The organism is Solwaraspora sp. WMMA2080, from assembly GCF_027497395.1.
In the GTDB taxonomy this organism is placed as follows: Bacteria; Actinomycetota; Actinomycetes; order Mycobacteriales; family Micromonosporaceae; genus Micromonospora_E.
Map to the genome: position 1 here is coordinate 6,192,795 of NZ_CP114910.1, position 20,562 is coordinate 6,213,356.

General features: G+C 67.3%; 15 protein-coding genes, 2 tRNA genes and 2 rRNA genes. 15 read left to right on the plus strand and 4 right to left on the minus strand.

All coding sequences use genetic code 11. The features are described 5' to 3' along the window. The first annotated feature begins 3 nt into the window (after positions 1 to 3). The 4 genes from O7543_RS28395 to O7543_RS28410 are packed head-to-tail and all read left to right on the plus strand — an operon-like array spanning position 4 to position 4,955. Complete coding sequence (locus tag O7543_RS28395) at positions 4 to 1,254, plus strand: glycosyltransferase (protein ID WP_281551048.1); 1,251 nt, start codon at positions 4 to 6, stop codon at positions 1,252 to 1,254. Next, positions 1,251 to 2,447 (plus strand): glycosyltransferase, encoded by a 1,197-nt coding sequence (locus tag O7543_RS28400; RefSeq protein WP_281551047.1) that lies wholly within the window; start codon positions 1,251 to 1,253, stop codon positions 2,445 to 2,447. The genes O7543_RS28395 and O7543_RS28400 overlap by 4 nt, the downstream gene beginning before the upstream one ends. Beyond that, entirely contained in the window at positions 2,444 to 3,802 is a 1,359-nt protein-coding gene (locus O7543_RS28405) for an oligosaccharide flippase family protein (RefSeq protein ID WP_281551046.1), read from the plus strand. The genes O7543_RS28400 and O7543_RS28405 overlap by 4 nt, the downstream gene beginning before the upstream one ends. Positions 3,803 to 3,830: 28 nt before the next feature. Continuing rightward, positions 3,831 to 4,955, plus strand: coding sequence for an aminotransferase class V-fold PLP-dependent enzyme (locus O7543_RS28410; protein ID WP_281555667.1), 1,125 nt, complete (start codon positions 3,831 to 3,833; stop codon positions 4,953 to 4,955). A gap of 57 nt (positions 4,956 to 5,012) precedes the next feature. Here the strand turns inward: O7543_RS28410 and O7543_RS28415 are convergent, their stop codons facing one another. After that, on the minus strand, positions 5,013 to 5,861 hold the full coding sequence (locus O7543_RS28415) for a helix-turn-helix transcriptional regulator (RefSeq protein WP_281551045.1): 849 nt from the start codon (positions 5,859 to 5,861) through the stop codon (positions 5,013 to 5,015). 103 nt (positions 5,862 to 5,964) lie between these two features. Between O7543_RS28415 and O7543_RS28420 the strand changes: the two genes are divergently transcribed. After that, positions 5,965 to 6,723, plus strand: coding sequence for an SDR family NAD(P)-dependent oxidoreductase (locus tag O7543_RS28420; protein ID WP_281551044.1), 759 nt, complete (start codon positions 5,965 to 5,967; stop codon positions 6,721 to 6,723). Positions 6,724 to 6,940: 217 nt separating this feature from the next. Here the strand turns inward: O7543_RS28420 and O7543_RS28425 are convergent, their stop codons facing one another. Next, on the minus strand, positions 6,941 to 7,528 hold the full coding sequence (locus O7543_RS28425; protein ID WP_281555666.1) for a hypothetical protein: 588 nt from the start codon (positions 7,526 to 7,528) through the stop codon (positions 6,941 to 6,943). Positions 7,529 to 7,637: 109 nt separating this feature from the next. On the opposite strand from O7543_RS28425, the gene O7543_RS28430 reads away from it, so the two are divergent. Both O7543_RS28430 and O7543_RS28435 read left to right on the plus strand, forming a co-directional pair. Beyond that, the gene (locus O7543_RS28430) at positions 7,638 to 7,925 is read left to right on the plus strand and encodes a hypothetical protein (protein ID WP_281551043.1); all 288 of its coding nucleotides are present in this window, start codon (positions 7,638 to 7,640) and stop codon (positions 7,923 to 7,925) included. Between the two features lie 237 nt (positions 7,926 to 8,162). After that, the gene (locus tag O7543_RS28435) at positions 8,163 to 8,780 is read left to right on the plus strand and encodes a hypothetical protein (protein ID WP_281551042.1); all 618 of its coding nucleotides are present in this window, start codon (positions 8,163 to 8,165) and stop codon (positions 8,778 to 8,780) included. A gap of 25 nt (positions 8,781 to 8,805) precedes the next feature. On the opposite strand, the gene O7543_RS28440 is transcribed toward O7543_RS28435, so the two are convergent. Continuing rightward, a tRNA-Gly gene (locus tag O7543_RS28440) sits at positions 8,806 to 8,879 on the minus strand. A 156-nt stretch (positions 8,880 to 9,035) separates the two neighbouring features. Here O7543_RS28440 and O7543_RS28445 point away from each other — a divergent pair. From O7543_RS28445 to O7543_RS28470, 6 genes are all read left to right on the plus strand, one after another. Continuing rightward, positions 9,036 to 9,109, plus strand: a tRNA-Pro gene (locus O7543_RS28445). A gap of 164 nt (positions 9,110 to 9,273) precedes the next feature. Continuing rightward, positions 9,274 to 10,620 carry a trigger factor gene (gene tig, locus O7543_RS28450; protein WP_281551041.1) on the plus strand — a complete coding sequence of 449 codons (1,347 nt, stop codon included), beginning with the start codon at positions 9,274 to 9,276 and terminating at the stop codon, positions 10,618 to 10,620. 214 nt (positions 10,621 to 10,834) lie between these two features. Further along, complete coding sequence (locus O7543_RS28455; RefSeq protein WP_278170716.1) at positions 10,835 to 11,479, plus strand: ATP-dependent Clp protease proteolytic subunit; 645 nt, start codon at positions 10,835 to 10,837, stop codon at positions 11,477 to 11,479. Positions 11,480 to 11,490: 11 nt separating this feature from the next. Next, the gene (locus O7543_RS28460; protein WP_281551040.1) at positions 11,491 to 12,153 is read left to right on the plus strand and encodes an ATP-dependent Clp protease proteolytic subunit; all 663 of its coding nucleotides are present in this window, start codon (positions 11,491 to 11,493) and stop codon (positions 12,151 to 12,153) included. Between the two features lie 211 nt (positions 12,154 to 12,364). Beyond that, on the plus strand, positions 12,365 to 13,654 hold the full coding sequence (clpX, locus tag O7543_RS28465; RefSeq protein WP_281551039.1) for an ATP-dependent Clp protease ATP-binding subunit ClpX: 1,290 nt from the start codon (positions 12,365 to 12,367) through the stop codon (positions 13,652 to 13,654). Positions 13,655 to 13,680: 26 nt separating this feature from the next. Continuing rightward, complete coding sequence (locus tag O7543_RS28470) at positions 13,681 to 14,478, plus strand: carbon-nitrogen hydrolase family protein (protein WP_281551038.1); 798 nt, start codon at positions 13,681 to 13,683, stop codon at positions 14,476 to 14,478. A gap of 52 nt (positions 14,479 to 14,530) precedes the next feature. On the opposite strand, the gene O7543_RS28475 is transcribed toward O7543_RS28470, so the two are convergent. Further along, entirely contained in the window at positions 14,531 to 14,746 is a 216-nt protein-coding gene (locus O7543_RS28475; RefSeq protein ID WP_281551037.1) for a hypothetical protein, read from the minus strand. A gap of 803 nt (positions 14,747 to 15,549) precedes the next feature. Between O7543_RS28475 and O7543_RS28480 the strand changes: the two genes are divergently transcribed. Together O7543_RS28480 and O7543_RS28485 are read left to right on the plus strand one after the other, a co-directional pair. Next, positions 15,550 to 17,066 (plus strand): 16S ribosomal RNA (locus O7543_RS28480). A 356-nt stretch (positions 17,067 to 17,422) separates the two neighbouring features. Continuing rightward, positions 17,423 to 20,528, plus strand: a 23S ribosomal RNA gene (locus O7543_RS28485). Together the 16S and 23S rRNA genes form the textbook arrangement of a ribosomal RNA operon. Positions 20,529 to 20,562: the final 34 nt, after the last annotated feature.

Here is a 20,562-nt window from a genome sequence, read left to right on the forward strand (position 1 = left end):
ACGATGCGAGTGGTGGTGACCATCGAGGCGCGGTTCGCCCGTACCCCGGACGGCGCGATCTGGGCCCGGACCGGGCAGGACCACCAGTTCTGGAGCGGGTACCTGGCGGCGTTCGACGAGGTCCGGGTTGTCGCCCGGATACGCGACGAGGCCGAGCCGGCCGCTGAGGCGAAACGGGTCGACGGACCCGGCGTCGAGGTCTGGCCGGTGCCGTACTACCTCGGGCCGTACCGCTACCTCACCCACCGGGCGGCGATCGGTCGAGCTGTGCGCGACTGCGCAGGCCCGCAGGACGCGGTGATCCTGCGGGCGCCGTCGCCGATCGGCACGCTGCTGGCCGTCGCCCGGGACCGCCGTCGCCTGCCGTACGCGATGGAGGTGGTCGGTGATCCGTACGACCTGTTCGCCCCCGGCGTGGTCGACCACCCGCTGCGGCCCGTCCTACGGCGGCTCTACGTCGACCGGCTGCGCCGGCAGTGCCGCCGGGCTGTCGGCGCCGCCTACGTCACCGACCGTTTCCTGCAGGACAGGTACCCGACCTCGGCGGGTGCGCTGAGCGTCGCGGTGTCCGATGTCGACCTCACTCCGGCCGCGTACGTCGACACCGCCCGCACCATCGGACGGACCGGAAGCGTCACACCGAACCGGCAGCCCGCCACCCTGATCTCCGTCGGCTCGCTCGAACAGCGGTACAAGGGCATCGACACCCTCATCGCCGCGCTCGCCACCCTGACCGCCGACGGCCGGGCGGTCCGGCTGGTCCACGTCGGCGACGGACGGCACCGCGCCGAGCTGGCCGACCTCGCCCGCAGGTACGGTGTCGCCGACCGGGTCGTCTTCACCGGGGCGTTGCCCGGCGGCGAAGCTGTCCGCCGGCAACTCGACGCCGCCGACCTGTTCGTCATGCCGTCCCGCACCGAAGGGCTTCCCCGCGCGCTGATCGAAGCGATGGCGCGGGCACTGCCCGCGATCGGTTCACCCGTCGGCGGCATCCCCGAGCTGCTGCCACCCGGGTTGCTGGTCCCGCCGGACGACCCCGGTCGGTGGGCCGGCGCCGTCGCGGCGCTACTGGACCGCCCGGAGCTGATGGCCGCCGCGTCGGCCCGCAACCTCCGCCGGGCCTGGGACTTCTCGGCCGACGTGCTCACTGCCCGGCGGACTGCCTACTACCAGGCCGTCGCCGAGGCGACCGCCGAGCGCACCGGCGGACGCACCGGTGCGGCCAGCCGGGCCAGCCACAGGAGCTACGCGTGACTCAGCCAGCCGCCACCTCCACCGCCGAGACACCCGGGCGCGGCTCACCCCCGCCGGCCGGCAGGCCCGTGCACGTCGTCCACGTCATCGGCACCCTCGACCGTGGCGGCGCAGAGACGCTCTCGCTCGACATGTGCCGGGCCGTCCCGGCCACCGAGGTGCGCCAGACGTTCATCACCATGGGCGGACGGGACGGCAGCCTCGCACCGCAGTTCCGGGCCGCCGGGGCAGCGGTCGTCCAGGTTCCGCAGCGTCCGGCCGTCACCTTCCCGCTGCGGCTGCGGCGCTGCCTGCGCTGGCGGCGGCCCGACGTCGTCGTGTCGCACATCAGCCTGTTCAGCGCGGTGGTGCTGGCGGTGGCCGCCGGGATGGGCGTGCCAGTGCGCATCGCCCGGATGTGGAGCGAAGGGGACGGCCGCCGCGACACCGTCGCCCGCCGGCTGCTGCGCGCCGTCCTGCGCCACCTGCTGCACGTGGTCGCCACCGACATCGTCGCGGTCAGCGACGCGGCGATGGCGTACGCCGGCCGGCGTGTCGGCATGCCCGGCTGCCGGATCCTCTACAACAGCGTTGACACGACCCGGGTCGACGGCGGCGACCGGTCAGCGGCCCGCCGACGATGGGGCATCCCACCCGACACCATGGTCATCGGCTACATCGGTCGGGCGGCGCCGGAGAAGAACCGGCCGTTCCTGGTCGACGTGCACCGTGCGGTCCAGGCCCGGACCGAAGCCCCAGACGGCCCGGCGTCGCCGGGCACCCGGCTGCTCATTGTCGGTCCGTGCGGAGTCGACGACGTGGTGTCGGCCTACCCGGACGTGCCGGAGGACCCGACGGTCATCCTCGGCGGGGAAGTGGACGAGATCGCCCCGGTGCTCGCCGCCGCCGACGTGTTCGTCCTGCCCTCCCACTGGGAAGGGCTGCCCGGCGTGGTGCTCGAAGCGCTCGCCGCCGGGCTGCCCGTCGTCGCCACCGACCTGCCCTGCCTGCGCGAGGCGTCCCGGTACGTCGACGGACTCACCCTCGTCGACCTCAGCGCCGGCCCGCACCGGTGGGCCGAGGCGGTACTGCGCAGCGCCCGGACCGGACCGGCCGACCGCGACCGGATCCGGGCGAGCTTCGCGGCGTCACCGTTCCAGACCCGGCACGCCGCAGCACAGTGGCGGTCGCTGTGGCGGGCCGAGGCACGGTGAACCGCGCCCGGCGGTCCACCCTGGCCCTACTGGCCGGCTCCAGCGCCGTACAGATGAGCAGCAACATGGTGGCGGCGCTGCTGGCCGCCAGCGTGCTCGGCCCACATAGTCGCGGCCTGATGGTGCTGGGCGTGTCCACCGCCGGCATCGTCCCGCTGCTCGCCGGCCTCGGCACCGGACCGCAACTGCGTTCGGCGTATCCGGCGGCGGGCGGCGGTGCCCGGCGACGCGACCTGGTCGCCAGCTACACCTGGTGGTCGGCGGCGGCCACGGTCAGCGCCGCCGTACTCGCCGTCGCGGTCTCGGCGCTGTCCGCGCCGCTGATCGACCTGGCGCTCGCCGACCCCCGCTATCTGCTCGCCCTGTCGGTGCTGACCGGTGGGTACGTCGCCCACACCCAGCTACCCGACGGCTGGTACGCGGCCGGTCTGTTCCGGGCCGGCAGTCTCTGGGCGATGGCGACCACCCTCGGCGGCGGGCTCGGCCTGCTCGTCGCGGTCACCGTCGCACCGAGCGTCTGGTCGCTGCTGCTCGGGCAGGGGGCCGGCATGCTGACGGCAACCACCGCACAGGTCGTCGCGCTGCGGGCCACCGGGCTGCTCTGCTTCCAGGCGCCGAGCCGACGCGAGCTGTCCCGACTGCTCGGCCGGGGCTGCCGCGCACTCGGCCTCACCCTCGGACTGGCACTGGCGCTGCGGCTGGACCGCTACGTCCTCGGCGCGCTCACCGGGGCGGCGGCGGTCGGTGTCTACTCGGTGGCGTCCACCCTCGGCCAGGTGCCGAGGATGGTGCCGAACGCGATCGGCCAGCTCGTCAACCGGGACGCGGCCGTCGCGTCCGGACCGCTGCGCCCAGTCCGCACGGTCGCGGCGACCGCCGGCGTGGTGACCGTCGTGGGCGCGGTGACCGGGCTGCTGGGCTGGCTGGTGGTCATCCCGCTGCTCGGCCCCGGGTTCGCCGCCGCCGGACCACTGCTGGTGGTGCTGCTGGTCGCCGAGGTCGCGTTCGTGCCGTACGCGGTGGCGAGCCGGGCCCTGCTCGGTGCCGGCCGGATGGGCGCGGTCGGTGCGTTCGGCCTGGCCTGGAGCGCCGCGGCGATGGTGCTGTTCCTGCTGGCCGTTCAACTCTGGGGCGAGGTGGGCGCAGCGGTCGCCTGCGTCGCGGTGTACGCCGGCATCTCGGCGTCGTCCTGGCTGCTGCTGACCCGCCGGGCCGCGCCCCGGTCTGCCCGCCGCCGACCAGGTGCGGACCGCCGGCGGGGACTGGGTGGACCCAGCCACGCGGACTCCGCCGACCCGCGCCCCGAGGGAGCCGGCGACTCCCCGCCGCGACCGGCCCCGCTCAGCCCGGTGTGACCCACCGATCAGTGATGGAGTGATGTCGATGCTTCCCTACGGGCGTCCCTGTCTGGACGAGTCCGACGCCGAAGCGGTCGCCGCCGCCGTACGCACCGAGTGGTTGACCGCCGGGCCGACCGTACGCCGGTTCGAGAGCGAGCTGGGCGGCTACCTCGGCGGGGTGGGCTGCGTCAGCGTCAGCTCCGGCACCGCCGCGCTGCACACCGCGTACGGTGCCGTCGGCCTGCGCCCCGGCGACGAGGTGGTCACTACGCCGTTGACCTTCGTCGCGACGGCGGCGACCGCCGCGCTGCACGGCGCCCGGGTGGTCTTCGCCGACGTCGAGGAGGCGACCGGCAACCTGGATCCGGCCGCCGTACAGGCGGCGGTCACCCCCCGGACCCGGGTGGTCACCGCCGTCGACTACGCCGGCCACCCCGCCGAGTACGGGCAGCTGCGCAAGGTCGTCGCCGACGCGGGGGCGCTGCTGTTCGACGACGCGGCGCACGCGATCGGGTCGACGTACCGTGGCGTGCCGGTCGGCGCGCTCGCCGACCTGACGACCTTTTCGTTCTTTCCAACCAAGAACCTCACCACCGGCGAGGGCGGAGCGGTGACCGGAACCGACCCGGACCTGCTGGACCGGGTACGCCGGTTCGCCAACCACGGCATGGTCCGCGACCCGGACCGGCTGCGGCGCCGCGACGAGGGCGGCTGGCATCAGGAGGTGCACAGCTTCGGCCTCAACTACCGGCTCTCCGACGTCCTCTGCGGGCTCGGGCTCAACCAGCTGACCCGGCTGCCCCGGTTCAAGGTCGACCGGGCCCGACTCGCGGCCCGGTATCACGAACAGCTTGCCGATCTGCCGGGTCTGCGGCTGCCCGAGCAGCGGCCCTGGGTCGACCCGGTCTGGCATCTCTACCCGGTACGCGTACTCGCTGATCGCCGCCGCGAGGTCTACGACCGGATGCGGGCGGCGGGCATCGGTGTCCAGGTCAACTACCTGCCGGTCTACCGGCATCCGGTGTTCACCGATCTCGGTTACCGGCAGGGGGAGTGCCCGACGGCGGAGGCGTACTACGCCGAGGAGCTGTCCCTGCCGATCCATCCCGACCTGACCGACGCTGACCAGGACCGGGTGGTCGACGCCCTATGGACGATCCTGGGCTGACCGGGACGTCCCCGAGGCTGACCTGGCCTGGGCGGCAGGGGGTGCGACGGCGGTGCGCTACCGGGCCGTGCCGGCGAAGTCCTGCTGACCGAGCACCGCGAGCAGCCGGATCTTCTCCTCGGCCTCGCTGCCCGGCCGGGGCGTCAGCACCAGCAACGCCTGCCCCTGGTCCTCGGTGAACAGCGCCTGACAGTCCACCTCGATGTCGCCGACCTCGGGATGCACCAGCGTCTTGTGATCGGCGAACCGGCGGGCCACCTCGTGCCGCTGCCACAGGTCGCGGAACTCACCCGAACCGGCCAGCAACGCCCGCACCAACTCGCCGGCGCGCGACCGGGGACCTGCCGCGCCGTACGCCACCCGCAGCGAAGCGACCAGGCTCCGGCCCTGCCGGTCGTGGTCCTCCGGCGGATACACCGACCGGGCGGCCGGGTCGGTGAACCAGCGGTGAACGTCACTGCGGGCCAGACCGGTCCGCGACGCCGGATCACCGAAGATCGACACGGCCAGGCGGTTCGCCACCAGCACCTCGCTCAGCGACGACAGGATCAGCGCCGGAGTGTCCGCCATCCGGTCCAACACCCGCAGCAGGGCCGGCGCGACATGCCCGTCCTCAGGCGTGCGACGCGGCACGTTGTGGCCGGCCAGCCGGTACAGATGATCGCGCTCCTCGGCGGTCAGCCGCAGCGTACGGGCGAGCGCGGCGAGCATCTGCTCCGACGGCTGCGGCCCGCGTCGCTGCTCCAGCCGTACGTAGTAGTCGACCGACATCCCGGTCAACGCCGCACACTCCTCGCGCCGCAACCCCGGCGTGCGCCGACGAGCGCCCGGCGACAGGCCGACATCGGCGGGACGCAGCGCCGCACGGCGGCGGCGGAGAAAATCGGCCAGGCCGGTACGGTCCATGTCCCCATCCTGCGACCGCAGGGCCCGGCCCAACCAGGGATCGCCGGTCCCCCGATCACCGGGTCTCTGCCGGCCGGCGCGCCCGGCGCCGAAGGTGGTGGGCATGAACCCATCCGGAAACACCGTCTTCGTGCCCGGTGGCACCTCGGGCATCGGACTCGCCCTGGCCGAGCGGCTGCAGACCACCGGGAACACCGTGATCATCGGCGGTCGGCGCGCCGGCCTGCTCGACCGGCTCGCCGCCGAGCACGGCTTCGGCACCGTACACGTCGACGTCACCGACCCGGCGTCCATCGCGCAGGCCGCCGCCTCCGTCGTCGACCGCTACCCGGAGCTGAACGTCCTGGTCGCGATGGCCGGCATCATGCGGCGCGAGGACTGGACGGACCCGGCCTTTCTCGCCGACGCCGAGGAGATCGTCACCACCAACCTGCTCGGCCCGATCCGGCTGATCGCCGCGTTCACCGGGCACCTCCAGACCCGGCCCGACGCCACGATCGTGACGGTCTCCTCCGGGCTGGCGCACGTCCCGCTGCGCGTCACCCCGACGTACAACGCCACCAAGGCCGCGATCCACCAGCTCAGCGAGACGCTACGCCTGCAGTTGGCGCCGGTCGGCGTACAGGTGACAGAGCTGGTCCCGCCCGCCGTGCGGACCGGGTTGCTGCCGGGCCAGGAGACCTCGGACTTCGCGATGCCGCTCGACGAGTTCGCCGACGAGGTGATGGCCCTGATCAAGTCCGACCTGCATGCTCACGAGATCCTCGTCGAGCGAGTGAAGTTCCTTCGGTACGCCGAGGTACGCGGCGACTACGACCAGGTCGTGGCCGCCCTCAACGCCGCCGACCCGCACGCCCGCTGACCTGCCTGACCGCCGTCACCGACGCCTTCGTGGACGGGTACGGCGAACGCGCCCGGCCAACCACGCTGGTGATCCTCGAAGAGGTCATCGACGGTGGTTGGTGCCTGGGCGGCACCATCCTCAACGCCGACCTGCTCGGCCGCAGCTGAGCTGTCGGAGTACGTCGACGGGCCGGACCCCGGGTGCGGGGTCCGGCCCTTCGACGCTGTGTCTGCGGTCAGCTGTTCCAGTGCTGGGCGACGAGTTCGGCGGCCTGGGTCTCCCACTGGGAGTAGTGGTCCGGGTACGCCGACACCTGCACGGTCTGCGCGGCCTGGGTCAGCGGCATGTCCTGCCAGCCGTCGACGGCCTTGAGCCCGGTGAGGAACGCGGTGGTGGAGTACTCCACGTCGGTGATCTGCTCCACGGTGCCCCAGCCCGACGACGGGCGCTGCTGGAACAGGCCCTGCGAGTCGTGGTCGTTGCGGTCACCGAGGTGGCCCAGGTTCTCCAGCTTTGACTCCTGCAGGGCGGTGGCGATGGCGACCACGGCGGCCCGCTCGTGCATGCCGGCCTTCTTCGTGGCGGCGATGATGCCCTTGACGTTGTCGGTCTGCTCGCCGGACAGGCTGATGCGGGACTGTTCGCCCTGCACGCCGTGCGGGGTGAGCTTGTCGGTGTCGACGCTGTCGCTGCTCGCGGCGGCCGCGGGTGCGGTCAGGGCGGTGGGGGCGTGGTCGGCGGCCAGGGCGGGGGCGGCGACCGCGCCGCCGGCCAGGGTGAGCCCGGCGATGCCGAGGGCGGTGGTGCGCAGGCTGGTACGCAGGGTACGGGTGATGATCGTGGTCATGGGGGTCCACCTTCCGTTTGCCGAGGGGGCACACCACACCTGTCACGGGCGGGTGCGCGGTAAACGGTCGTCCGGGTGGTACGGGATGTCAGACGTGCGACGTCGGCTCGCGGGCGGCTCCGGCACGCCCCGAATGGGGGGTGCGGGTGCGCTGCCGCGCGCCGTGACCATGTACAACCACGCCGACCCGTCGACGATTCCCGACCGGGCCCACCCGCCGGGCCGCCTGGCCGGGGCCTGGCGGCTGCGGGCCGGAGTGCGTGGCGCGACCATGCACAACGACGATGCCCGGCGGATCATTCCGACCCGGGCGGTGGCGCTCCCGTGCTGCCAGCCAGCGGTGCCGACACGTCGGTACCCCGCGGCGCGGTAGGGAGGTCCGTTAGGGTGGTTTCGACCTCGGCGCCGGCCTCGGCGGGCCGTTGCCGGGCCCACCCTGCGAGACGTAGCGGCCTTCGGCGAGCCTATGCGTGACCCCACCCGTCACCAGCAGTGGAGAGGCTCCACCATGCCGGCAGATCGCCGAAGCCGCAGTGCCCGTGACTCCGCCCGGCCGGCCACCCGGCCAGCCTCGCCGGGGACGCCGTTGGTTCGTCGCCTGGCTCCACTGGTGATCGCTTTCGCGCTGGGCGCACTACTCGCTGCGCCGATCGGAGCCGTGACCGCAGGCGACTCCACCGACGCAGCTGACTCCGCACCGCTCGACGACCGAGTCGCGCAGCTGCAGGCGCAGGAGGAGGAGCGGAACGCTGCCCAGATCGTGGAGCTGACCTCACTTGCCCGCCGTACGCAGGAGAACCTCTTGCCAGTGCTCGACGGGCTAGCCGGTGCGGTGCCGGCGGGCCAACCGCCCGGTCCGGCAGCTCCCCAGTCAGACGTCGAAGGGTGGCGGGGCATCACCAGGGACGTGGTCGAGGACTTCGCCAACCCGCCGTCCGGTGGCACCGGTGTCAACATCGCCCGTTCCGGTCTGGCTGCGGCGGTACGGGCGCTCGATGCCGCGGTCGACACATACACGGCGGCGCTGGCCCTTCCACAGGATGACCGTGGAACTCTGCTGGAGCTCGCTGGCCGTCAGCGGGACATCGCGGTCACCACTTGGTCGGTTGCAGCGACACAACTCGACGTGCTCAACGTCGACGCTGGCAACGGGCACACCCACATCTTCCTCCCGGCCGCGCCGGGGCAGGGCGCCCTGACCGCCGACGGCGTACCGGAAGGGGAGTAGCGCCGCTGACCTGCGGTGGAGCCGATGGAGCGGGCGACGAGAATCGAACTCGCGTAATCAGTTTGGAAGACTGAGGCTCTACCATTGAGCTACGCCCGCAGGCGCCCCGGCGAGCAGGGCACACCATCTAGCGTACAAGTTGTCGCGGGTCTGCCGCACGGGGGTCCCGCCGGCCGGCGCGGAGGGCTGATCCGACAGCCGGCGGGATACCGGGCGGCGTGGCGGATTGCCGACGGCATAGAATGACCGGTGCCACGGGGTGTGGCGCAGCTTGGTAGCGCACTCGCTTTGGGAGCGAGGGGCCGTGGGTTCAAATCCCGCCACCCCGACTGTCAACCGCCGGCTCGGCACCGGGTGAGAACGATCCGGCCTGCCGGCAGGCCTACACTCGATGGGCTGTGCCATGCCACGCGGCGGGGGTGGCTGCATCGAGCAGCGCCCGGCGCCGACAGCGACGACCGGACAAGACTGACATGCATCAAGGAGTACGCCTGTGAAGAGCACCGTCGAGACCTTGAGCCCGACTCGGGTCCGGCTCGCCATCGAGGTGCCGTTCGTCGAGCTCGAACCGAGCCTGCGGAAGGCGTACCGGGAGATTGCCCAGCAGGTCACCATCCCCGGCTTCCGTAAGGGCAAGGTGCCGGCGGCCGTGATCGACCAGCGGATCGGCCGGGGCTCGGTGCTCAACGAGGCCGTCCAGGAGGCGATCCCGCAGAACATCCTGGCCGCGGTCCGTGAGCACGAGGTGAAGACGCTCGGCCGGCCGGAGGTGGAGATCACCGACTTCACCGACGGTGAGGCGCTGAAGTTCACTGCGGAGATGGACGTACGGCCACAGCTGAGCCTGCCGGATCTCAGCACCATCGAGGTCACCGTCGACGAGCTGCAGATCGACGAGAAGGAGATCGAGGACCAGATCGGCGGGCTGCGTGAGCGGTTCGCCACCCTGAAGACGGTCGAGCGTCCGGCCCAGGAGGGCGACTACGTCCAGATCGATCTGGCCGCGACCGTCGACGGCGAGGAAGTGCCGGGCGGTTCGGCGTCCAACCTCTCCCACGAGGTCGGGAGCAAGCAGTTGCTGCCCGGCCTGGACGAGGTACTGGTCGGCCTGGCCGCCGGCGCGGCGACGAGCTTCGTCACTCAGTTGGTCGGCGGCGACTACGCTGGCCGGGACGCGGACGTCGCGGTGACCGTGCGTACCGTCAAGGAGAAGGAGCTGCCGCAGCTGGACGACGCGTTCGCCCAGCTGGCCAGCGAGTTCGACAGCCTGGAGGAGCTGCGCAACGACCTGCGGCAGAAGGTCGAGCGGGTCAAGCGGGTCGAGCAGATCTACGCCGCCCGGGACAAGGCCCTCGACCAGTTGGTCGAGGCGGCTGACGTACCGGCACCCGACGGCGTGGTCCGCGAGGAGGTCGAGCACCGCAAGCAGGCGATGACCGATCAGCTGGAGCGGATCGGGGCCTCCTGGGAGGACTACCTCGGTTCCGAGGAGAAGTCCGAGTCCGACATCGACGCGGAGCTGACCGAGGCGGCCGGGAAGGCGGTCAAGATTCAGCTCCTGCTGGACACCCTCGCCGACGCCGAGGACGTGCAGGTCTCCGATGACGAGTTCGGCCACGAGATCGTGCACCGCGCCCAGCGGGCCGGGATGGCGCCTCAGCAGTACTACGACCAGCTGGCCCGGTCCGGTGCGGCGGGAGCGGTCTACGGCGACGTCCGCCGGGGCAAGGCACTCGGCCTGGTGATGGAGCGGATCACGATGAAGGACGCCGCCGGCAACCCGATCAGCATGGATGCCATCCGGGAAGCCAACGAGGCCGAGCACAACCACGAGCACTGAGCGTGACCGACTGCGGGCCGTCGGCCGGGATGCTCCTGCCCGGCCGGTGGCCCGTTCGTCGTAGCGGACCACCCGCCTGCTCAACCGGGGTGACCGCTGCACCACGTGTCGCGGCCCCCTGCGCTGTGAGCGAACAGCACCCTGAGAACGGCGCCCGGCCCGTTAGCAACGGTTAATGTCGGGCTTAACGACGCACGGAGAGCGAAGGGCTGCCATGACCGATCTGCACATCCCAGCTATGCCCAACCGGGTGAGCGAGGCCCGCGGCGGTGACTCACTCAGTGGCAACCTCGACGACACGGTCTTCAACCGCCTGCTCAAGGAACGGATCATCTTCCTGGGCAGCGAGGTGACCGACCAGGTGGCCAACCGGATCTGCGCCCAGCTGCTGCTGCTGGCCGCCGAGGACCCGGACCGGGACATCAACCTGTACATCAACTCGCCGGGCGGGTCGGTCTACTCGGGCATGGCGATCTACGACACCATGCAGTACGTCAGCAACGATGTGGCCACCATCGCGATGGGTATGGCCGCGTCCATGGGCCAGTTGCTGCTCTGCGCCGGTGCGCCGGGCAAGCGGTACGCTCTGCCGCACGCGCGGATCATGATGCACCAGCCGTCCGGCGGGATGGGTGGTACCGCCTCCGACATCGCCATCCAGGCCGAGCAGATGCTCTACACCAAGCGGATGTTCCAGGAGCGGGTGGCGTTCCACACCGGGCAGGAGCCGGCGCAGATCGAGGCGGACTCGGACCGTGACCGCTGGTTCACTGCCGCTGAGGCGCTCGACTACGGTTTCATCGACCGGGTGATCACTGGAGCCACGCAGGTCCCGACCGGCGCTGGCACCCGCAACTGAGGAAGGCGACGATGACTGACCTGACCATGCCGCCCGGGTTCGCTCCGGTGCACAACCGGTACGTCCTGCCGTCGTTCGTGGAGCGCACCTCGTACGGGATCAAGGAGTCGAACCCGTACAACAAGCTCTTCGAGGACCGGATCATCTTCCTCGGGGTGCAGGTGGACGACGCGTCGGCCAACGACGTGATGGCCCAGCTGCTCACCCTCGAGGGCACGGACCCGGACCGCGACATCATCATGTACATCAACTCGCCGGGTGGCTCGTTCACCGCCATGACGGCGATCTACGACACGATGCAGTACGTCCGGCCGGACATCATGACGGTCTGCCTCGGGCAGGCGGCCAGCGCGGCCGCGGTGCTGCTCGCCGCCGGCACTCCCGGTAAGCGGATGGCGTTGCCGAACTCGCGGATCATCATCCACCAGCCGGCCACCGAGGGCGGCTACGGGCAGGGCTCGGACATCGAGATCCAGGCCCGCGAGATCCTCCGGATGCGGACCCAGCTGGAGGAGATGCTGTCCCGGCACTGCAACCAGGCGGTCGAGAAGGTCCGTAAGGACATCGACCGCGACAAGATCATGACCGCGGAGGAGTCCCGCGACTACGGCCTGGTCGACACCATCCTGACCAGCCGGAAGAAGGGTGTGCTGGCAGGCAGCTCGGCCAGCTGACGACGCACGGTCAGAGGTCGGCCGGGCAGTGAGTAGACTGGCCGACCTCTGACACACCCGATTTTGGGGGTCGGAGTTTGCCCCGCCAGCGGGTAACGTCGAGATGCACCGTCTGACGGAGTTGACCGGCGGCAGGTGCTCGACACTGACGAGGCAGACCGTCCTTAGGCCAGGGCCGGCGAGACCGGCCGAGAGCGCAGGGAGAACGTAGGTGGCACGGATCGGCGACGGCGGCGACCTACTCAAGTGCTCCTTCTGCGGCAAGTCGCAGAAGCAGGTCAAGAAGCTCATCGCGGGCCCAGGGGTCTACATCTGCGACGAGTGCATCGATCTCTGTAACGAGATCATCGAGGAGGAGCTGGCCGAGTCCGGCGAGGTCAAGTGGGAAGAGCTTCCCAAGCCGATGGAGATCTGCCAGTTCCTGGACTCGTACGTGGTCGGCCAGGACCACGCCAAGAAGGCGCTCGCGGTCGCCGTCTACAACCACTACAAGCGGATCCAGGCGGATGCCGCCGGCGCGCCCGGGGCAAACGAGGCCGTCGAGGTCGCCAAGTCGAACATCCTGCTGATCGGGCCTACCGGCTGCGGCAAGACCCACCTCGCGCAGACCCTCGCCCGGATGCTCAACGTGCCGTTCGCCATAGCGGACGCGACCGCGCTGACCGAGGCCGGCTACGTCGGCGAGGACGTCGAGAACATCCTGCTCAAGCTGATCCAGGCGGCCGACTACGACATCAAGCGGGCCGAGACCGGGATCATCTACATCGACGAGGTCGACAAGATCGCCCGTAAGTCGGAGAACCCGTCGATCACCCGGGACGTCTCCGGCGAGGGCGTCCAGCAGGCCCTGCTGAAGATTCTCGAGGGTACGGTGGCCAACGTGCCGCCCCAGGGCGGGCGTAAACACCCGCACCAGGAGTTCATCCAGATCGACACCACCAACGTGCTGTTCATCTGCGGCGGTGCGTTCGCCGGCCTGGACCAGATCATCGAGTCGCGCACCGGGCAGGGCGGCACCGGCTTCGGGGCCCGGCTCCGGGCAGTGTCCGAGCGGTCCACCGACGACATCCTCACCCAGGTGATGCCGGAAGACATGCTCAAGTTCGGGTTGATCCCGGAGTTCATCGGCCGGCTCCCAGTGATCACCAACGTCCGCAGCCTGGACCGTGAGGCCTTGGTCCGGATCCTGACCCAGCCCCGCAACGCCCTGGTCCGCCAGTACCAACGTCTGTTTGAGTTGGACAACGTCGAGCTGGAGTTCGATCCAGGCGCGTTGGAGGCCATCGCTGATCAGGCGATGCTCCGCGGCACCGGTGCCCGTGGCCTGCGGGCGATCATGGAGGAGGTGCTGCTCTCCGTGATGTACGAGGTGCCGAGCAACCCGGACGCCGCCAGGGTCCTGATTACCCGCGAGGCAGTGCTGGAGAACGTCAACCCGACGATCGTGCCCCGGGAGTTCACCGGCCGGCGTCGGCGCGACCGCGAGGAGAAGTCGGCCTAGCCGCAACGCAACCAGGGAGCACCGCCGTGCGTGTCGCTGTCTGCCAGCTGAACAGTCGCTCCGATCAGGCCGCCAACTTGGCGACCGCGTACGGTCTGCTCTCGTCGGCCGCCGCCGGCGGCGCCGATCTCGCGGTGCTTCCCGAGTACGTCGATTACCTCGGCACCGCGGCAGGGCTGCCCGCCCCCGAGCCCGTCGACGGCACGGTCGGACGGTTCTTCGCCGACGCCGCGCGCGATCTCGGGATGTGGGTGGTTGTCGGCTCCTACCACGAACGCGGGCCCGATCCGGACCGGACGTTCAACACCTGCCTGGTCTTCGACCGTGGCGGCCAGCTGGCCGCCACCTACCGGAAGATCCACCTGTACGACGTCGAGATTCCCGGTCGGGTCTCCTACCACGAGTCGAGCAGGGTGGCACCCGGTGCCGACCCGGTCGTGGTGGAGTGCGACGGCATCCGGATCGGTCTGTCGATCTGTTACGACCTGAGGTTCCCTGAGCTGTACCGGCGGCTGGCGACCGAGCTGGGCGCCCAGGTCCTGGTGGTGCCGGCAGCGTTCATGCTGCACACCGGGCGGGACCACTTCGAGGTTCTGCTCCGCGCCCGGGCGATCGAGAACCAGTGCTACGTGTTGGCGGCCGGCCAGATCGGCGAGCATGAGCCGGGCCGTACCTGTTTCGGCCGCAGCATGGTGGTCGACCCTTGGGGCGTCGTCGTCGCCCAGGCGCCGGATGTCCCCGGTGTCGTATTCGCTGATCTCGACCCAGAGCGGGTGGAGTCCATCCGGCGCGAGCTGCCGAGCCTGGCTAACCGCCGGTTCTGACGCCGGCGGGCGACGAGTGCCGCCGGGACCGCCGGCTACGTCGGCCGCAGCGTCAACCACCAGAGGTGAGTACGCCGATCACCGCGAGGCTGATGATCGTGCCGCCGAGGATCAGCAGCGCCTTCGTCATCCGGGACGGCCCGCGAAGGATGAGCCGGTGGATCGAGACGATCACGGCCACCACCACCACAGCGCCGATCACGATCTGCCAGAACGGCAGCAGTAGGGCGGAGATGGCGTCGATGGCCTGTGGTCCTTCGACAGTCATGAGAGCCACTGTTACACGGTCGGCCGCTGCGCGGGGGACCGGCGGCCAGCTCGAAGAGGTCGGCGTCGCCGAAGGGGCGCACCGCAACGCGGCATTTCCGGTACCCAGGAACCTCACGCCGCGTAGGTCAGCCGCCGGACAGCTGGCCGAGTCAGGACCCGAACCCATCCGGTTGCACCCGCACTGACCTGTGCATACGTGGAACACGCCAGGAATCTTCAAGATCAACTTGCGTTCCGCCGCGGCGCCGCGTAACTTTCTCTCTGTCAGCGGGACACGGACAAAACGGCCGGAAACGCAGACAGCCAGGATGGGGTGGGAGACCACCGAACCAGACTGGGCGGGCGGTGCGACTCACCGGCAAGCCGGACTTGAGATTGCGAAACCGACCGGGTAAGGTAGGAAGCCGGCAGGGAGCCGGGCCGAGCCTCGGGTAACGAGGCGGGCCGGTCTGCTGGACACCCCGACCAAAGACAGCCGCGAAGCGGCTGGATCAAGCGCGGGGGAATCCGGGTGGTGCGAGAGAGTGAAACTGGCTCTTGACAACGCGAAGCCAACCGGGTAGGGTAGAGAAGTTGCCCGGCGGAAGTCGGGTGGGACGGATGGCCCTGGTGGGGTTGCCTGCTTGGTGTGGGTGGTTCTGCTGGTGTGTGTTTGTTCTTTGAGAACTCAACAGGGTGCTTGATAAGCCAGTGCCAAAGTTTGTTTGGTTCCCGGCTGGTTGACTGCTGCGTTTGTGGTGGTTTTCTGGTTGGTGATTCCTTGGCATTTTATAATGCCGGGTTTGATTTCTTCACAAGTTTTTGTTGGAGAGTTTGATCCTGGCTCAGGACGAACGCTGGCGGCGTGCTTAACACATGCAAGTCGAGCGGAAAGGCCCTTCGGGGTACTCGAGCGGCGAACGGGTGAGTAACACGTGAGCAACCTGCCCCAGGCTTTGGGATAACCCCGGGAAACCGGGGCTAATACCGGATATTACATGCTGCCGCATGGTGGTGTGTGGAAAGTTTTTCGGCTTGGGATGGGCTCGCGGCCTATCAGCTTGTTGGTGGGGTGATGGCCTACCAAGGCGACGACGGGTAGCCGGCCTGAGAGGGCGACCGGCCACACTGGGACTGAGACACGGCCCAGACTCCTACGGGAGGCAGCAGTGGGGAATATTGCACAATGGGCGGAAGCCTGATGCAGCGACGCCGCGTGAGGGATGACGGCCTTCGGGTTGTAAACCTCTTTCAGCAGGGACGAAGCGTAAGTGACGGTACCTGCAGAAGAAGCGCCGGCCAACTACGTGCCAGCAGCCGCGGTAAGACGTAGGGCGCGAGCGTTGTCCGGATTTATTGGGCGTAAAGAGCTCGTAGGCGGCTTGTCGCGTCGACTGTGAAAACCCACAGCTCAACTGTGGGCTTGCAGTCGATACGGGCAGGCTAGAGTTCGGTAGGGGAGACTGGAATTCCTGGTGTAGCGGTGAAATGCGCAGATATCAGGAGGAACACCGGTGGCGAAGGCGGGTCTCTGGGCCGATACTGACGCTGAGGAGCGAAAGCGTGGGGAGCGAACAGGATTAGATACCCTGGTAGTCCACGCTGTAAACGTTGGGCGCTAGGTGTGGGGGGCCTCTCCGGTTCTCTGTGCCGCAGCTAACGCATTAAGCGCCCCGCCTGGGGAGTACGGCCGCAAGGCTAAAACTCAAAGGAATTGACGGGGGCCCGCACAAGCGGCGGAGCATGCGGATTAATTCGATGCAACGCGAAGAACCTTACCTGGGTTTGACATGGCCGCAAAACCTGCAGAGATGTGGGGTCCTTCGGGGGCGGTCACAGGTGGTGCATGGCTGTCGTCAGCTCGTGTCGTGAGATGTTGGGTTAAGTCCCGCAACGAGCGCAACCCTTGTTCGATGTTGCCAGCGCGTTATGGCGGGGACTCATCGAAGACTGCCGGGGTCAACTCGGAGGAAGGTGGGGATGACGTCAAGTCATCATGCCCCTTATGTCCAGGGCTTCACGCATGCTACAATGGCCGGTACAATGGGCTGCGATACCGTGAGGTGGAGCGAATCCCAAAAAGCCGGTCTCAGTTCGGATCGGGGTCTGCAACTCGACCCCGTGAAGTCGGAGTCGCTAGTAATCGCAGATCAGCAACGCTGCGGTGAATACGTTCCCGGGCCTTGTACACACCGCCCGTCACGTCACGAAAGTCGGCAACACCCGAAGCCGGTGGCCCAACCCCTTGTGGGAGGGAGCTGTCGAAGGTGGGGCTGGCGATTGGGACGAAGTCGTAACAAGGTAGCCGTACCGGAAGGTGCGGCTGGATCACCTCCTTTCTAAGGAGCGCTCTCCCGGCGAAGGTCGGGTAGGGAGCCTGCCGCCTCCGAGTGTGGGGTGGGGGTGCTCATTTGGCGGAGACACTGGTGAGTTCGTGTCGGCAACGGCTGATGCTGCTAGTACTGCTTCTGCTTTCGGGTGGGGGTGTGGAGGGTGGTGTTGGTGCGGCTGGTGTGGATGGTGGGCATCCTGTTGGGTCCTGAGGGAACAGGCCACGTGGTGGGTTGTTGTCTCTGGTGCCAGGCGCGGCCTGGTCTTGCATACCGGCCATCGTGTGTGGTGGTGCTGGTGTGGGGCTGGGGGTTGCGGGTTGGTCGTTTGTTGAGAATTACACAGTGGACGCGAGCATCTTTGTGGTCAAGTTGTCAAGGGCGAACGGTGGATGCCTTGGCACTAGGAGCCGATGAAGGACGTGGGAGGCCGCGATAGGCCTGGGGGAGCTGTCAACCGAGCTGTGATCCCAGGGTGTCCGAATGGGGAAACCTGGCATCAGTCATGTGGTGTCACCTGCACCTGAACTCATAGGGTGTGTGGAGGGAACGCGGGGAAGTGAAACATCTCAGTACCCGCAGGAAGAGAAAACAATAGTGATTCCGTGAGTAGTGGCGAGCGAAAGCGGATGAGGCTAAACCGGCTGCGTGTGATACCTGTCAGGGGTTGCGTGGTCGGGGTTGTGGGACTCTGCTGATCGGACTGACATTCGGTCGAGAAGTGATAAAGCCAGTTGTTAGCTGAATGGTGTGGAAAAGCCAGCCGTAGACGGTGATAGTCCGGTAGGTGAAAACTTCTGGTCTTCTGTGGATGTTCCCGAGTAGCGGCGGACCCCTGAAATCTGCCGTGAATCTGCCAGGACCACCTGGTAAGCCTAAATACTTCCTAGTGACCGATAGCGGACGAGTACCGTGAGGGAATGGTGAAAAGTACCCCGGGAGGGGAGTGAAATAGTACCTGAAACCGTTCGCCTACAATCCGTCGGAGCCTTTCGGGGTGACGGCGTGCCTTTTGAAGAATGAGCCTGCGAGTTAGTGGCATGTGGCGAGGTTAACCCGTGTGGGGTAGCCGTAGCGAAAGCGAGTCTGAAGAGGGCGTTTGAGTCGCATGTTCTAGACCCGAAGCGGAGTGATCTAGCCATGGGCAGGCTGAAGCGCGGGTAAGACCGCGTGGAGGGCCGAACCCACCAACGTTGAAAAGTTGGGGGATGACCTGTGGTTAGGGGTGAAAGGCCAATCAAACTCCGTGATAGCTGGTTCTCCCCGAAATGCATTTAGGTGCAGCGTCGCGTGTTTCTTGCCGGAGGTAGAGCACTGGATGGTCTAGGGGGCCTACAAGCTTACCGAAATCAGCTAAACTCCGAATGCCGGTAAGTGAGAGCGCGGCAGTGAGACTGCGGGGGATAAGCTTCGTAGTCGAGAGGGAAACAGCCCAGATCACCAGCTAAGGCCCCTAAGCGTGTGCTAAGTGGAAAAGGATGTGGGGTCGCTTAGACAACCAGGAGGTTGGCTTAGAAGCAGCCACCCTTTAAAGAGTGCGTAATAGCTCACTGGTCAAGTGGTTCCGCGCCGACAATGTAGCGGGGCTCAAGCACACCGCCGAAGCTGTGGCATTCACGCGTGTACTTTGCTGATCCTTTTTTGGGTTGGTGCAGGTGTGTGGATGGGTAGGGGAGCGTCGTGCCGGGGGTGAAGCAGCGGGGTGACCCAGCTGTGGACGCGGCACGAGTGAGAATGCAGGCATGAGTAGCGAAAGAAGGGTGAGAAACCCTTCCGCCGGATGACCAAGGGTTCCAGGGCCAGGCTAATCCGCCCTGGGTGAGTCGGGACCTAAGGCGAGGCCGAGAGGCGTAGTCGATGGACAACGGGTTGATATTCCCGTACCCGCGAAGGAGCGCCCATGATGAACCTCGTTGTGCTAACTGCCCGAACTTGGTGAGGTTTTCGGACTGATCTGAGGGAGCGCGGGAACCTGGCGGGTAGTAGTCAAGCGATGGGGTGACGCAGGAAGGTAGCTGATCCCGGCCGGTGGTTGTGCCGGGGTAAGCGTGTAGGCTGCATCATAGGTAAATCCGTGGTGCGTGAGGCTGAGACGTGATGCCGAGCCGATTCAGGTGAAGTCAGTGATCCTATGCTGCCGAGAAAAGCCTCTAGCGAGCTTCTAGCGGCCCGTACCCCAAACCGACACAGGTGGTCAGGTAGAGAATACCGAGGCGATCGGGCGAACTGTGGTTAAGGAACTCGGCAAATTGCCCCCGTAACTTAGGGAGAAGGGGGGCCGGAGACGTGAAGCTCTTTTCGGGTGGAGCGTTGTATGGCCGCAGAGACCAGGGGAAAGCGACTGTTTACTAAAAACACAGGTCCATGCGAAGAAGTAATTCGATGTATATGGACTGACGCCTGCCCGGTGCTGGAACGTTAAGGGGACCGGTTAGCTCTTCGGGGCGAAGCTGAGAACTTAAGCGCCAGTAAACGGCGGTGGTAACTATAACCATCCTAAGGTAGCGAAATTCCTTGTCGGGTAAGTTCCGACCTGCACGAATGGCGTAACGACTTTCCTACTGTCTCAACCACAGGCCCGGCGAAATTGCATTACGAGTAAAGATGCTCGTTACGCGCGGCAGGACGGAAAGACCCCGGGACCTTTACTATAGCTTGACATTGGTACTCGAATTAGCTTGTGTAGGATAGGTGGGAGACTGTGAAGCTGGTACGCCAGTATCGGTGGAGTCGTTGTTGAAATACCACTCTGGTTGATTTGGGTTTCTAACTTCGGACCGTGATCCGGTTCAGGGACAGTGTCTGGTGGGTAGTTTAACTGGGGCGGTTGCCTCCTAAAGGGTAACGGAGGCGCCCAAAGGTTCCCTCATCCTGGTTGGCAATCAGGTGTTGAGTGTAAGTGCACAAGGGAGCTTGACTGTGAGACTGACAGGTCGAGCAGGGACGAAAGTCGGGACTAGTGATCCGGCACTTGCGTGTGGAAGCGGTGTCGCTCAACGGATAAAAGGTACCCCGGGGATAACAGGCTGATCTTCCCCAAGAGTCCATATCGACGGGATGGTTTGGCACCTCGATGTCGGCTCGTCGCATCCTGGGGCTGTAGCAGGTCCCAAGGGTTGGGCTGTTCGCCCATTAAAGCGGTACGCGAGCTGGGTTTAGAACGTCGTGAGACAGTTCGGTCCCTATCCGCCGCGCGCGTAGGATACTTGAGAAGGGCTGTCCCTAGTACGAGAGGACCGGGACGGACGAACCTCTGGTGTGCCAGTTGTCCCGCCAGGGGCACGGCTGGTTGGCTACGTTCGGAAGGGATAACCGCTGAAAGCATCTAAGCGGGAAGCTCGCTTCAAGATGAGGTGTCCCACCCACTTTGTGGGGTAAGGCTCCCAGTAGATGACTGGGTTGATAGGCCGGAGATGTAAGCCAGGTAACTGGTTCAGTTGACCGGTACTAATAGGCCGAGGACTTGACTTCGAAGATGTACGCGTCCACTGTGTGATTCTGGGCA

Bases quoted from the DNA above. Each gene is read 5' to 3' on its own strand.
- O7543_RS28395 (WP_281551048.1), top strand. From the start codon at position 4: ATGCGAGTGGTGGTGACCATCGAGGCGCGGTTCGCCCGTACCCCGGAC.
- O7543_RS28410 (WP_281555667.1), top strand. From the start codon at position 3,831: ATGCTTCCCTACGGGCGTCCCTGTCTGGACGAGTCCGACGCCGAAGCG.
- O7543_RS28415 (WP_281551045.1), bottom strand. From the start codon at position 5,861: ATGGACCGTACCGGCCTGGCCGATTTTCTCCGCCGCCGCCGTGCGGCG.
- O7543_RS28420 (WP_281551044.1), top strand. From the start codon at position 5,965: ATGAACCCATCCGGAAACACCGTCTTCGTGCCCGGTGGCACCTCGGGC.
- O7543_RS28430 (WP_281551043.1), top strand. From the start codon at position 7,638: ATGTCAGACGTGCGACGTCGGCTCGCGGGCGGCTCCGGCACGCCCCGA.
- O7543_RS28455 (WP_278170716.1), top strand. From the start codon at position 10,835: ATGACCGATCTGCACATCCCAGCTATGCCCAACCGGGTGAGCGAGGCC.
- O7543_RS28460 (WP_281551040.1), top strand. From the start codon at position 11,491: ATGACTGACCTGACCATGCCGCCCGGGTTCGCTCCGGTGCACAACCGG.
- O7543_RS28475 (WP_281551037.1), bottom strand. From the start codon at position 14,746: ATGACTGTCGAAGGACCACAGGCCATCGACGCCATCTCCGCCCTACTG.